This is a genomic window from Legionella drancourtii LLAP12 (assembly GCF_000162755.2).
GTDB lineage: Bacteria > Pseudomonadota > Gammaproteobacteria > Legionellales > Legionellaceae > Legionella > Legionella drancourtii.
This window is the reverse complement of sequence record NZ_JH413822.1, coordinates 45,876-58,949: the sequence shown is the minus strand read 5'-3', so window position 1 is coordinate 58,949 and position 13,074 is coordinate 45,876. Positions and strand designations below refer to the sequence as shown.

Here is a 13,074-nt window from a genome sequence, read left to right as displayed (position 1 = left end):
CTTTTTCTTTACTTAAGTTACTTTCTTTTCTTCTTAAGTGCCTTCTTTTTCTTCTTAAGTGCTTCTTTTTCTTTATAGCCTTTTAAGAGTCGTTCGCTTTGGTTAATAATCTTTTTAAATGGGGGTAGAGAAGGAACAAATAAAGGATGTTGACTGTCTATGTGATAATTTTCTACCACCTTTGTCAGACTTGCTAACAAACACTTTGTTGCTTGAGGATTAGGAAGTACTGTAGATTGTAGTTCTTCTTCTAACAAACTCAGGGGTAGAGGCATATAACCTGCTTTTAGTAAGTGGTTAAATAATAATTCGTAAGACTGGGGTTGATTCGTCGTTTTTATTTTTTGATAGACATCCTCTAATAAATGGGATGGATGTAGGAGCGGATAATCCATCAATAGTAAATAGTCAGGTTCATTAATCGCGGTAATTTTTTGTTGTCCATCTTCTGATAAAACGCCGTGCGCCTGGCACGCTTCCGCGTTAACTTCACTAGGCTTTTTAATTTGTGCAATATATTGATGTGCTTGTGATTTTGTGACACCGGTGCTGAAATTGCTAATCTTAAGCTTGGTTTTGATGGCTTGAACATTGAGAGGATAAGTCGCTTTTGCTAAGCCATAAAAATAGCGTTCTTCATTGCCTTGATAATACGTTTCTATCTGCCGGCGAATGTGTCTGCTGTCTTGCAGGGTAAAAGGGATGGATGGCGAGGCAGTGGCATCTGAAAAATGCTCATCTTTTAGATTTGTTATAGATAATTTTGCGATGTATTTTTGATAGTCAGCTGCCAACACCTGGCATTGTTTAAAAAACAAAGCCTCATAGTACAGCTTTTTAGGATGTTCTTTTGAAAGGGTTGGCAACAGTAGCTGGCGCTCAATATTTCCAAGTTCTTGTTGGCTCATGATGCGCGCATCTTGTCCTTTAACTGCCTGATATAAAGGTGCGGTCTGTTCTTGGCACAGAGTAAGAACCAGCTTCCACAGATGATGCTGAGTTAACGCGTCATTTACTGGATAAGGCATGTGGCGTTTTAATAAGGTCATCTGTTGCAATGCTTGTGCTACATAGCGGTTCTTTTCTTCTATAGGTGCTTTTGTTGCTAAATGCAGCGCACCGTAAGCAGCGACTAGCGATACATAAGGATACTTTGGATTTAATTGATTGCTTAATCGGCTATGAATTTCCGGGGTGTACTTATTAGCAAACGCAATACTAAACGCAGGATGATCTAACGTATTAGTAAGCAAGTTAATCCGTTGATCTATCATTTGCAAAAGTAAACCAGTGTCAGTATTACTGGCACCATCTGTTGTAGTCTGGTCAATGGCGCGTAGCAAATAATCAAATTGATGCGTGGTGTCACCATGATAAGTTTGTAATACACTGTCATAAGGGGTTTGCGGCAGCTCTTCTGTTACCCTTGCAGACGACGCAAAGGGCACATACAAAGGAAGTACTTGCTCTTTTAATTCATCAAAAGAAGCTGAATCAAGCGCTAATCCATATAGATAAGTACATGCTTCTTTGGTTAAAGCTTGATTGGTTGCTTGGCGCACTTTGTCTTTTTGTTGCGCATCGTTTTCGTATCCATCTATCAAGTCAAATACAATTTGAAAAAATTTGTGTTGAATTACACTATGTTTGTTTTGTAATCCCGTAAATGATGCATCTACTGTCGCTAAGACACTTACAGCGTGCACTAATAATTGACTTTGCCTGACTAACTCATTTTTTTCTGGCCGATTAACCCAATCTTCGGCGACCATGCGCCGGAGTAGCCGAGCAAACGCAGGTAAGTTAATAGGCTGGCCATTAAATTCGGGTTCATTTCTTAATATGCTATAATTTTTATGATTGGCTAAACGTTCAATTGTATTTAATAAACCTGTTCGTATTTTTCCCCAAGTATCTTTTTGTTCGTTACCCGTATAAATACGGGATAATTTCCCCATCGGCCGTTTAAAAGCAGTTAATGCTGTCCAACACTTATAAATATAGTCATCACTATCCATACCAGTATTGAAATTAGAAATATTTTCCTCCATTTTAACCAAGGCATTTGCTCGCTGTTCTACCCGCAGCGCTTGATGCTCCTCCAGCACTATTTGCGTCAGTCGATCGACTTTTGCATCCATAATCATCGCAAGGGATGCTAGCGCAAGGTCATGCCCTTTTAAAGCTTTTAATAAAGCATCGACATGGTGGGTAATTTGTTCTTTATTGTTTGCCTGCCGTGCATACATAATACCGTCAATATGTGAACGATAAAGAGGATTAACAAAGCACCATTGATATATTTCATGCAACCATACTGCGCCTTTACCTTGAGGATTAAGGGGGTTTAATGCATGCCCTATCTCTTCTTGATGACTTAATCCAAAACTAACAATCCCAGCCATTAAGCTCCCAAACATAAGTTCCTCTTTATAGGTTAAAAAAATACGGTTAAAATCATTCTGGGCATCAAGAGCATCCCGAAATAAATGGGGGTAATGAGAAAGAATAAAGACAATATGCCGCCGTTCATTTTTCTCATCGGACATGAGCACGTTAAAATTCATTTTACCCCGAATGCCAGTAAGTAATGCTGCCTGTGCAAGAGGTGCTAATAACCGCGTGGTGTCTACTGCAGCAAAATCTTTAATGCAGCGAAAATAACGTCCAAACCAACCTGGATGGTTAAAATAAGCATTGTATAAATCCCACAAGGTTTGTGGCGTATTAAAGCCAGTAGATGATGCAAGTACTTTTTTTAAGGCGGAGGGGAAGAACAGCTTTTTATACCACGGAAGGTCCGTATATGCATTTTTTAATGCGTAAAAATCTTCTTGATTGTTAATCCATAAAGGAAACATAGAACACTAATAGTACGTTAAGCATGCGCGCGGATTATACAGAGCAACAAGTTATTTTGCAAACCAGGGTTTTCCCTTATATCCAAACGTTGTTGAATGGAAGGGCTTTGTTCCCAAGAGCATTGCCATGGCAGGTCTTGTGGCTGCAGTGACTGATATACCAAGTTCAACCACCATCTCCCCCTTTATCGTCAAGAGAAGATGTTTAAAAGCATGGACGCTGAAATTAGTCGTACTAATCTGGGGAATTGGGTGGTAAAAGCGGCTAAGCTGCTCAAGCCCATTGTCGATAAAATGGGGACTCAAATACAAAGCGATGACGTGGTCTATGCTGATGAAACGGTACTTCAAATCCTTAATGAACTAACATTTGAATTATCTCAATGACTAGGGTCTGTTAGCGAGGGCCGAAAAGCCCTCGTTCTCTTCTAACTAAATCTGTAACCTAAACCTAATCCAACAATAACAGGATTGATGGTAACGTGGGTACGAAGCTGTCCCAAAGGAGTATTTACATGCACATTTGACTTCATAAAGACTTGTTTGACATCCACATTAAGCGACCAATTATTATTGAAGGCAAAATCAGCACCAATTTGCAAGGCCGGACCAACACTATCCCCATAATGGGTCGACAAGGATACAGGCCCATTAGTTACATTATAAAAATGGGTGTAATTAATACCCACCCCAACATAGGGGTTGAATCCACGCTCAGGTAAAAAATGATATTGCGCGGTAAGTGTGGGAGGGAGAACCCATACTTTTCCAAGATTAACCGCCCCTAATGCCGTGTGTGTTGCTTCAACTGAGTGACGGGTAGTTGCCAATATCAGCTCGGCTGCGATGTGTTGTGTAAAAAAATAGCTAAAATCAAGCTCAGGGACAACTTGATTACTAATGGAAGAAACCCGCCCTCCTACTAAAGAAATAGTGCTGCTAGATACCTCAGGAATAACATCAATAGCACGCATCCGGGTGAGCCATGGTGAATCAGCAAATGCTACGACTGAAGTTGCAAGACAGGTGCTGGTTAATAAAAGACTGGTTATTTTTTTCATGTGTAATACATCCTATTTAGTTAATCTGCTTCTCATACGGTTCTCTTTAGAAATTTAATAAGTAGCCACTGAACATGTTTCTAAAAAACACTAAAACTCCAGTCCCTTGTTACATATTAAGATCAAGCCAATTTTTATTAATCAAAAAATGGGTATAAAGTTTCGCTTCCTCAGTTCCAGATTGAGGCTGCCAATCGTAAACCCAAGTTACTTTTGGAGGTAATGACATCAGAATCGATTCAATCCTTCCCCCTGATTGTAAACCAAAAGCCGTTCCTCGGTCGTAAATTAAGTTAAATTCTGCATAACGACCTCGTCGGTATAATTGAAAATCTTTCTGTCTGTCTAAATAAGGTATATTTTGTCGACGAATGACTATTGGGCAATACGCTTTGGTATATTGATTCCCTACCGCTTTTAAAAAATTAAAACACGTTTCAAATTCCCACAAGTTAAGATCATCAAAAAATAGCCCACCAATACCACGTGGCTCTTGACGATGTTTAATATAAAAATAATCATCACACCATTTCTTATAACGCGGATACACCTCGTCACCAAATTGGTCACACGCTTCTTTCGCCATGGTGTGCCAATAAACACAATCATCTTCGAATCCATAATAGGGCGTTAAATCAAAACCGCCACCAAACCACCAAATAGGTTCAGCATTTTCCTTAGTAGCCATAAAAAATCGAAAATTAGCATGGGAAGTTGGTACATAAGGATTGATTGGATGGATAACGATTGATACGCCGAGAACTTCAAACTGATAACCTTTAAGCTCAGGTCGTTTCTCTGTGGCCGAAGCAGGTAAGCTCGTCCCTTTAACATGCGAAAAATTTACGCCGCCCTTTTCAAAAACATCACCATTTGATATCACACAACTGGTTCCATATCCTAAAGCCAGATCCTCCCAATTGTCTATTATAAAGCTAGCCTTAGCATCAATGGCGAGCAGTTCCTGACAGATTGATTTTTGTAACTCAGATAAATAAGTTTTAACGTGTATGATGTTATTCATGTTTATCTCGCACCCGAAATATTGCTTTCTCAGGATTCTATAAGCCGTGCTCAGGTATCGCATTGATCTACATCATGGAAAAAATTTTGTATAATAAAAACCTTTTGCGCTTTACAATGAGTAATTCAGACATTGAAACTCTTTATGAAGATTCAAATATGGTAGACAACGATAAAAACCAACCAACTTGTGAACATTGTACATTCTCTCCTTTTTGCATTACCGAAGAGAAATCATTGAACTGGATGAATCAAAATAATCCTGTAGTAAAGCAACACTTCCATCTAAAAAAGAATGAGGTCTTATATCTTCCTCAGCATACATTTCGAAACTTATATGCGATTCAATGGGGAAATTTAAAAACATATCAAGTAGATGCTAATGGCAATGAATTAATTAGAGGATTTTATTTTACGGGTGAAGTCCTAGGTTTTGAGGCAATTTACTCACGGCAATACCTTTTTTCAGCGGTTGCTTTGTCCGAAACTGTCGTTTGTGAAATTCCCTACGATAATTTCCTTGAATTACTGCAATTAAATCCCTCGCTTCAAAAACATATTTTACATTTAATGAGCCAACAATTAAATGTAGGCTCTTATTTATTTTCAATCACAGCGGAGCAACGCCTTGCTGCTTTTCTTATTGATTTAGCCAATCGATTACACCCATTAGAAATGCAATTAAACTTTCTGCTACCGATGTCTCGTCAAGATATTGGTAACTATTTAAGACTCACCGCAGAAACCATTAGCCGTCTTCTCTCTCAATTTAAAAAAAATAAAATTATCACCATTGATCATAAAAAAATTCAATTATTGCAACCAGAACAATTAAAACTTATTGCGGATATGAAATACTATTCAGTCCCAAGGTTTTGAGTAAAGTACTTATTGTGTCTTAAGATACATCAAAATACCCCCCCTGAAGACAATTTTACTTTAGTGAAAAGCGATAATATTCATTTACTGGCTATAAATAAGCACCGCAGAAGTAGCCTATTTACTTTTCCATGATCTAGATCAATGTTATCTATAAAATTCTATTTAAAATAGCCTAAAAGAAAGATTATCAGTTGTGACGTTGGCCTGCGCTCTATAAGAAGGTAGTACCCTATGAAATCCACCCAAGCAAATAAATTATGGAAGCAAGTAAGGGAAATAAAATCATCTGTGGCTCGTACAAGCATACCTAATGAATGTTACAAGCAATCCCAAGTTAAGACTTTATTTTGGTATTTATTTGATCTCACATTCTTTTTTTTAGGGTTTTCCCTTGTTTTTTTGAGTGTTCATCACGAATTACAACTTATCGGTGGTTTGCTTGCCGGTGTTGCTACGGCTATGTTGTTTGTTTGGGCACATGATGCTGCCCATGGGGCGCTTTTCAAAGACAGCAAAATTTCCGAATGGCTGGGAACAATCGCGATGCTCCCCTCATTAAATGTTTATCGAATGTGGGCTTTCGGTCATAATAAAGTTCATCATGGGTTCAATTCTTTTTCTCCAATTGATTGGATATGGCGCCCACTAACGCGTACAGAATATAAAGGACTTTCTACTATTCAGCGCTTGCTTTATCGAATCGAACGCTGTTTTTTCACGTCCGCTTTCCATTATTTGCGCAGGATTTGGTGGCAGCAAATGATCTGTTTTAATCCTGGTAAAGATAGGCAACAATGCCAATATTATCGCAATGGTAAACTAATAGTACTTTTTTATGGGCTGACGATGTCCGTATTAGCATATATTTTTGCAGGAGGCATTATTGGTATTGTTGCCGCAGTAGTTTTACCGTTTATTGTTTTTAATTACTTCATTGCAATAATTGTATATTTACATCATACACATCCCGATATCCCTTTCTTTGATTTAAAAGCGGAGTGGTCTCATTCTGTTGGTGCTTTGTATTGCAGTACAATTATCCATTGCTCAAAACTATCAAGAGTATTGTTGCATAATATAATGCTACATGTTCCACACCATTTAGATCCAAGAATTCCTTTTTATAACTTACCGCAAGCTCATAAAGCATTAAAAGATAAATATGGTGAATACATTCATGAATATCATTTTAAATTGCGCTATGTGCTAGGTATTTTTAAAAAATGCAAGTTGTATGATTTTGAGAACAAATCCTGGTCAACCTTTAAAGAAGCAAATTCATAGGTTCTCTTTAACTACTAATTACACTTTTCGAGGTATTTTAGCTGTAGCGCTGTACTCCTAACTTAAAATTGTACTATTGCTTAAGCAACTTAATTAGGCCCAATAAAACTCTTTGCTGTCCATTTGCCACACAAATATTGTCATTGATTTATTTTTATATGAGGTAAAGTATTAACATGAAATCTCCAGAGTTATTATCTCCTGCAGGTTCGTTAAAGCGTATGAGAAGAGCTTTTGCGTATGGAGCAGATGCCGTGTATGCAGGCCAACCGCGTTATAGTCTTCGCGCTAGAAATAACGAATTTTCTCATGAAAACTTGGTTTTGGGCATTAACGAAGCTCATGCTCAAGGTAAATTATTTTTTGTCGCGAGTAATATTATTGCCCAAAATAATAAAATAAATACCTATCTTAATGATCTTGCACCGGTGATTGAAGCAGGCCCAGACGCTTTAATTATGGCAGATCCTGGACTCATTATGATGGTTAGAGATAAGTGGCCTGATCAATCGGTTCATTTATCAGTCCAATCAAATGTGATGAATTTCGCTGCCGTAAAATTTTGGCAATCTATGGGCATTGAACGAGTTATTTTATCTCGAGAGCTGTCTTTAAAAGAAATTCAAGCGATTCGTGAACTTTGCCCAGACATTGAATTAGAAGTATTTGTGCATGGCGCATTATGTATGGCTCATTCGGGACGCTGCCTCTTATCCGGCTATTTTAATCACCGCGATCCTAATCAAGGTGCGTGCACTAATTCATGCCGGTGGAAATATGATGTTAAAGAAGGCACCGAAGACGAATGGGGTAATGCACATGTAGAAACCAAAACTGTTCTATTTGAACAAGCTCCTCAACGTGAGGGAGAAATGAATATCATGGAAGAAGATGAGCATGGGACTTATCTTTTTAACTCAAAAGACTTAAGAGCGATTCAACATGTTGAATCGCTTGCCCAAATGGGTATTGATTGTTTAAAAATAGAAGGACGTACTAAATCAGACTTTTATGTGGCGCGGGTGACTCAGTTGTATCGAAAGGCAATTGATGATGCAACTGCCGGAAAGCCTTTTGACTGGAGTCTCATGGATGCTCTGGAAGGATTATCACTCAGAGGATACACCGAAGGTTTTTACCGTCGTCATGTTCCTGAGGAATATCAAAGTTATAAAGATCGCAATGAAACGGGTATAAAGCAGCAGGTTGTCGGTGAATTACTTGATTATGACAACGGCAGACAACTACTTGAAGTACGAGTAAAAAATCAATTTTCTATTGGTGATACGCTTGAGATCATGCTTCCAAATGGTAATCACATTTTTCCACTAGAAGCTATTGAAAATAGCGAAGGACATTCAATCAACCGTGCTCCCGGTAGCGGTCATATTGTTCGCATTGCAGCTAATATTCAAGAAGTGAATCAATTGGAGCACGGCTATTTAATTCGTCATTGGAGCGATATTTAACCTTAAGGCTATCTATGTTAACCATTGAGCAATTAAGAGAACAAATTCAAAACAAAGATCGTGATATTATTAGAAGCTTAGCTCTTCGTCAGAATTTATGTAAAAAAATCGCCCACTTAAAGAAAAAGACTGGGAAACAAGTTATTGATATAGATCAAGAAAAAAAGAATTTTGCATTTTATGAGTCTCTATCTAAAGAATGCGCTATAGATCCTGAATTTATTGCGTGTTTATTTAGATTGATTATTATAAATTCGAGAACCTTACAACAAAAAATCTGTCAATTCGAACCGGATTAACCCAGAACAGAAAGATGATGATACCTCAATGACTAGAGTCTGTTGATATATATGAATCCTAATTTCTTTTAGTAATAGACTTGATTTGATTATCAAACACCGGAATCATATGTGGTCAGAAAAATTGCCGAGTAAAGTATTCGCTTTTACCAGGCAAGATCATTTAACCTGACCTATCTGGCATAAGGACATAGCAATGAATAAAAATCACTTAAAAAACGCACTATTGATTGGTGTATCAGGATTAGTGTTGATGATGCCAGCCCAGGCAGGTACTCCCGTATGGACGTTTGCAGGGGTTGCTGAATACCCTCCCGCTGTCACGGTGAGTACAAAAGGAACCGCAACCATTCAATATACGGTAACCAACCAGTCACCTCACCCACATACCCTACAGATGAAGCCTATCCGAGGAATTACGCCATCAGGATGTACTGCACCTTTAGGGCATCACCAATCATGTACTTTAAATTTGACAGTTACTGGCAGTGCGTTGCATGGCGACGTCACCGGAGGCCCCATACTGTGCGATCAGGAAAATTCGTTGCCGTGTTATCAGCCAAGCCAGTCGAACGGCCTAGCAATTAAGTTGATGCAACAATCACCTATCCAACAATACACAGTGACTCCTTCTGCAGAGGCTCATGGTTCCATTAGCCCCAGTACGACTCAAGTAGTGAATTCGGGGACCACAATGACCTTCACGGCAAGCCCTGATGCGGGCTATGGCGTGCATCAATGGTTAGTAGATGGCATTCTGGCACAAACGGGAGGGACGACCTATCAACTGACCAATATTACCGCCAATCATATGGTGAATGTAACATTGGGCACAGTCACCCTCACCCCAAGCGTTTCCTTACTGGCACTTTCAGTCAACTGCCAGCCTGCATCGGCCTGCACCACTACTCAAAATACAGCGCTTACGGGCAAGCCCAGACAAATTACCATTCAAAATACAGGTTTGGGCAGTGCCACCAATGTGGCAGTCAACACGTCCGGTCTGCCTTTAGGAACCAGCATTACGACTAATACCTGTAATGGTACACTCAACGCGGGTGGTTCGTGCGTTATTATTTTAACACCTGGCGCTATAGCAAGCTATGACTTAAACGGCACTGCCTGTACCTCAGGTACCCAGCCTGTTGGCGGCACATTAACCATAACTGCTGACGGTGGCCTGTCCAGCCAAGTTCATGTGGATGTATTAAGTTATGGCTGCCAGTATCAAGGCGGTTTTATTTATTCCATCGATGATACGACTCTCAATACCGGCAGTATTGGGGGTAACGTGGTATCACTGGTCGACCAGGCAGCCCCCTCTATTAACTCAGGATCGCAAGCCACGAGTGTTATTTGGAGCTCTAATGGGAATGGCGCAACAAGTACTGATGTAAATTACACCACTATTCTTGGCATCGATGAAACATCTACTACCTCAACCCCATCACCAACATCTCCACCATACCCAGTAGGAACACCTGCGTATACAGCATGCAACGGTAATTTGGATGGCGCTTGTGATACGAGCAACATTGTGTCCTACTACAATTTCAATCGCGTCAGCGGAGGAAGTGCGCCCACGCCATTAACGTATTATGCTGCCGGGTTATGCAAGGCCACCATCGCGGGTTATTCCGATTGGTATTTACCGGCCATTTGCGAGATGGATGCGATTAGCGTTGTTACGGTAACGAAATGTCCGGCAGGCACGCAAAGCATGCTGAGCACTCTTTCCTTCTTGCGTGGAGACCCTAACGGAGGAACACCAAGTACTTCGTGCATCCCGCCCAGCGGTACTCACTGCCTTGCAGGCTACTACTGGAGTTCCACCGAGTCTTCTGCCTTTTTGAACGCCGCTTGGAACGAGTACTTCAGTACGAGTGATGCCAGCGGTCCGGAAACCGACTATGAATACGCTCAGTTTGGGGTCCGTTGTTCTCGGGCGTTAATCCTTTAGCTCTTATTTCTTAACCTTGATTTGCTTGACCCGCGAAGCGGGTCTTTAATTCCTGTATAATGCATCTCTATACTTACTCATCAGAGGATTCACATTTGAATCACGAGAATCACCTACCCTTTGCGCGACTCGATCCCAATGTCATTTTGGATGCAGTTCAAAGCACAGGTTTTCTTTGCACAGGCAGTTTGCTCGCACTCAATAGCTATGAAAACCGTGTTTATCAAATAGGAATTGAAGATGCTGCCCCCATCATCGCGAAATTTTATCGACCTCAACGCTGGAGTTCAGCTGCTATTTTAGAAGAGCATCGGTTTGCACTTGAATTAGTACAACATGAAATTCCCGTTATTGCACCCTTAATTATAAACGATCAAACCTTACATCATCATCATGATTTCAGATTCGCACTTTTTCCTAGACGCGGTGGCCATGCACTCGAATTGGATAATAATGAACAATTGGAATGGATGGGGCGATTTATAGGGCGCTTACATAGAGTCAGTGCATGCCAGTCATTTCAACATCGCATCCAATTAACTACTCAAAGTTACGGCCATGCTCCTTATGAATTTCTTCTTGAACACCGCTTTATTCCGGATTACTTAAAACCTAATTTTTGCAGAACAGTCGAAACGGCCTTACAAAAAATCGAACAAATATTTAAATACATAGGTCAAATAGAGCAAATACGCTTACACGGCGATTGTCATGCCGGAAATGTCTTATGGAGCGAATCAGGCCCTCATATTGTGGACTTAGACGATTGCCTCATGGGGCCTGCGATACAGGATATTTGGATGTTACTTTCAGGTGAACCGAATCAAATGGAGACACAACTGGAGAACATTTTACAAGGTTATTGTGAATTTCATGATTTTAACCCGCATGAACGCTACTTAATTGAAGTATTTCGTACACTACGCATGCTACATTATTCAGGGTGGTTGGCAAAACGCTGGACTGATCCAGCATTTCCGTTGAATTTTCCATGGTTTAATACGGCTGTATATTGGCAAAATCAGATGATAAATCTTAATGAACAGATAGAGCTATTAGATCAAATTGAATGCTAGCGAGTAAAGGTCGTGTGCAATCCTTTTGCCTGTTCAAATGACTTATTGTGCTAAGCGGGAAAATGGCTTTTATAAGTATTTTAATTCAAATCAAAATACTTCAAAGAAACCAGATCCTAAACACGCTATGTTAGCGCGTTCTTCCCCTTTCCTTAAACTTTATAAGGTCAATTACGAAAATTTCCATTTTGGAATAAAGAAATTTCAACAATAGTGTATTCACAAATAAAGTCACATTGTGTAATATTTGACCTGACCAGGCGCATTGATGTTAAACCATGCAAGCCGAAGCGGAGCATACAGCAAGTATGTGTGTATCGGAGCACAGAAAATCAACTCATTTTGGCAAAGATAGTAGAAAGGTCAACAGACCCAAGCCCCTTTTCCTGAGGAACTATAGATGAATGAAAAAGCAATACTTGTTGCGAATAAAACAATAAACCAAATAGTTGCTGAAATCAAAGCCCTAAAAGGAACAGATGTCACCTCTCTTGATTTAGGATGGAACATACTTTGGAAAAAATCAACTCCAGAACTAACTGCTATGATAGGCGCTGTGGAAGGGACAGGCATTACCCATATTAATTTAGAGGGGAATGGCTTTGAAAAAAAATCAACAGAGGAGCTGATTACCCTATTCGGTGCCCTAAAGAAGACTGGAGTTACACATCTTAATTTATCTTTGAATGGCTTTAAGAACAAATTAGCAGAGGAACTCCAAGCCATTTTTACTGCGATTCCAAAAAATGTTACGTCGGTTAGTTTTTACTACTCTGAACTAGAGGCTATGGATGAATCCCAACTTCTGACGATTCGAAACCGTTTTGACCAACCCGATAGTATTATTCTATATAATGCTCAGGACATAAAACTCGAACCCTCTTTACAAACAAATGATGCAAAGGCTTATCACACTTTAGGTTTTAAGACCTCCGCCCCCACCTTACAAACAAATGATGCAAATGCTTATCACCGTTTAGATTTTAAAGCTTCCGTCCCTACCTCATCAAATGAGAGAAATATTAGCATGATGGTTTTAGGCGGTTTTATTGCCGCAGCCGGTATTGCCGCAGTTGCCATCGCATTTGCCGTACTTAATGCGACAACTTTTGGTGTAGCAGGATTAGGGTCTGTTGACATTTCACATAGGCAACCATAA

At 39.8% G+C, this 13,074-nt stretch carries 11 protein-coding genes; 8 read left to right on the top strand and 3 right to left on the bottom strand.

Features of this window, described 5'->3' with window-relative positions; all coding sequences use genetic code 11:
• Positions 1-17: 17 nt before the first annotated feature.
• Entirely contained in the window at positions 18-2,861 is a 2,844-nt protein-coding gene (locus LDG_RS08835; RefSeq protein WP_006870949.1) for a hypothetical protein, read from the bottom strand.
• 213 nt (positions 2,862-3,074) lie between these two features.
• Here LDG_RS08835 and LDG_RS08830 point away from each other — a divergent pair, with 213 nt between their 5' ends.
• Positions 3,075-3,248 carry an IS66 family transposase gene (locus LDG_RS08830; RefSeq protein ID WP_148263543.1) on the top strand — a complete coding sequence of 58 codons (174 nt, stop codon included), beginning with the start codon at positions 3,075-3,077 and terminating at the stop codon, positions 3,246-3,248.
• Positions 3,249-3,289: 41 nt separating this feature from the next.
• Here the strand turns inward: LDG_RS08830 and LDG_RS08825 are convergent, their stop codons facing one another.
• Both LDG_RS08825 and hemF read right to left on the bottom strand, forming a co-directional pair.
• Entirely contained in the window at positions 3,290-3,922 is a 633-nt protein-coding gene (locus LDG_RS08825; protein WP_006870947.1) for an OmpW/AlkL family protein, read from the bottom strand.
• 109 nt (positions 3,923-4,031) lie between these two features.
• Complete coding sequence (gene hemF, locus LDG_RS08820; RefSeq protein ID WP_040535091.1) at positions 4,032-4,946, bottom strand: oxygen-dependent coproporphyrinogen oxidase; 915 nt, start codon at positions 4,944-4,946, stop codon at positions 4,032-4,034.
• 86 nt (positions 4,947-5,032) lie between these two features.
• Here hemF and LDG_RS08815 point away from each other — a divergent pair, with 86 nt between their 5' ends.
• The 7 genes from LDG_RS08815 to LDG_RS18490 all read left to right on the top strand — a co-directional run bounded on the left by LDG_RS08815 (position 5,033) and on the right by LDG_RS18490 (position 13,074).
• On the top strand, positions 5,033-5,824 hold the full coding sequence (locus tag LDG_RS08815) for a helix-turn-helix domain-containing protein (protein WP_233491444.1): 792 nt from the start codon (positions 5,033-5,035) through the stop codon (positions 5,822-5,824).
• A gap of 234 nt (positions 5,825-6,058) precedes the next feature.
• Positions 6,059-7,111: a fatty acid desaturase gene (locus LDG_RS08810; protein ID WP_006870943.1), complete on the top strand. Its 1,053-nt coding sequence runs from the start codon at positions 6,059-6,061 to the stop codon at positions 7,109-7,111.
• Positions 7,112-7,287: 176 nt separating this feature from the next.
• Positions 7,288-8,580, top strand: a complete 1,293-nt coding sequence (gene trhP, locus LDG_RS08805) for a prephenate-dependent tRNA uridine(34) hydroxylase TrhP (protein ID WP_006870942.1) — start codon at positions 7,288-7,290, stop codon at positions 8,578-8,580.
• A 14-nt stretch (positions 8,581-8,594) separates the two neighbouring features.
• Positions 8,595-8,879 (top strand): chorismate mutase, encoded by a 285-nt coding sequence (locus tag LDG_RS08800; protein WP_006870941.1) that lies wholly within the window; start codon positions 8,595-8,597, stop codon positions 8,877-8,879.
• Between the two features lie 196 nt (positions 8,880-9,075).
• Positions 9,076-10,839, top strand: coding sequence for an InlB B-repeat-containing protein (locus LDG_RS08795; protein WP_006870940.1), 1,764 nt, complete (start codon positions 9,076-9,078; stop codon positions 10,837-10,839).
• A gap of 95 nt (positions 10,840-10,934) precedes the next feature.
• Positions 10,935-11,915: a serine/threonine protein kinase gene (locus tag LDG_RS08790; protein WP_006870939.1), complete on the top strand. Its 981-nt coding sequence runs from the start codon at positions 10,935-10,937 to the stop codon at positions 11,913-11,915.
• A gap of 400 nt (positions 11,916-12,315) precedes the next feature.
• Entirely contained in the window at positions 12,316-13,074 is a 759-nt protein-coding gene (locus LDG_RS18490) for a hypothetical protein (RefSeq protein ID WP_006870937.1), read from the top strand.

Coding starts and splice junctions, on each gene's coding strand:
- hemF (WP_040535091.1), bottom strand. CDS start 4,946: ATGAATAACATCATACACGTTAAAACTTATTTATCTGAGTTACAAAAA.
- LDG_RS08830 (WP_148263543.1), top strand. CDS start 3,075: ATGGACGCTGAAATTAGTCGTACTAATCTGGGGAATTGGGTGGTAAAA.
- trhP (WP_006870942.1), top strand. CDS start 7,288: ATGAAATCTCCAGAGTTATTATCTCCTGCAGGTTCGTTAAAGCGTATG.
- LDG_RS08835 (WP_006870949.1), bottom strand. CDS start 2,861: ATGTTTCCTTTATGGATTAACAATCAAGAAGATTTTTACGCATTAAAA.
- LDG_RS18490 (WP_006870937.1), top strand. CDS start 12,316: ATGAATGAAAAAGCAATACTTGTTGCGAATAAAACAATAAACCAAATA.
- LDG_RS08825 (WP_006870947.1), bottom strand. CDS start 3,922: ATGAAAAAAATAACCAGTCTTTTATTAACCAGCACCTGTCTTGCAACT.
- LDG_RS08800 (WP_006870941.1), top strand. CDS start 8,595: ATGTTAACCATTGAGCAATTAAGAGAACAAATTCAAAACAAAGATCGT.
- LDG_RS08795 (WP_006870940.1), top strand. CDS start 9,076: ATGAATAAAAATCACTTAAAAAACGCACTATTGATTGGTGTATCAGGA.
- LDG_RS08810 (WP_006870943.1), top strand. CDS start 6,059: ATGAAATCCACCCAAGCAAATAAATTATGGAAGCAAGTAAGGGAAATA.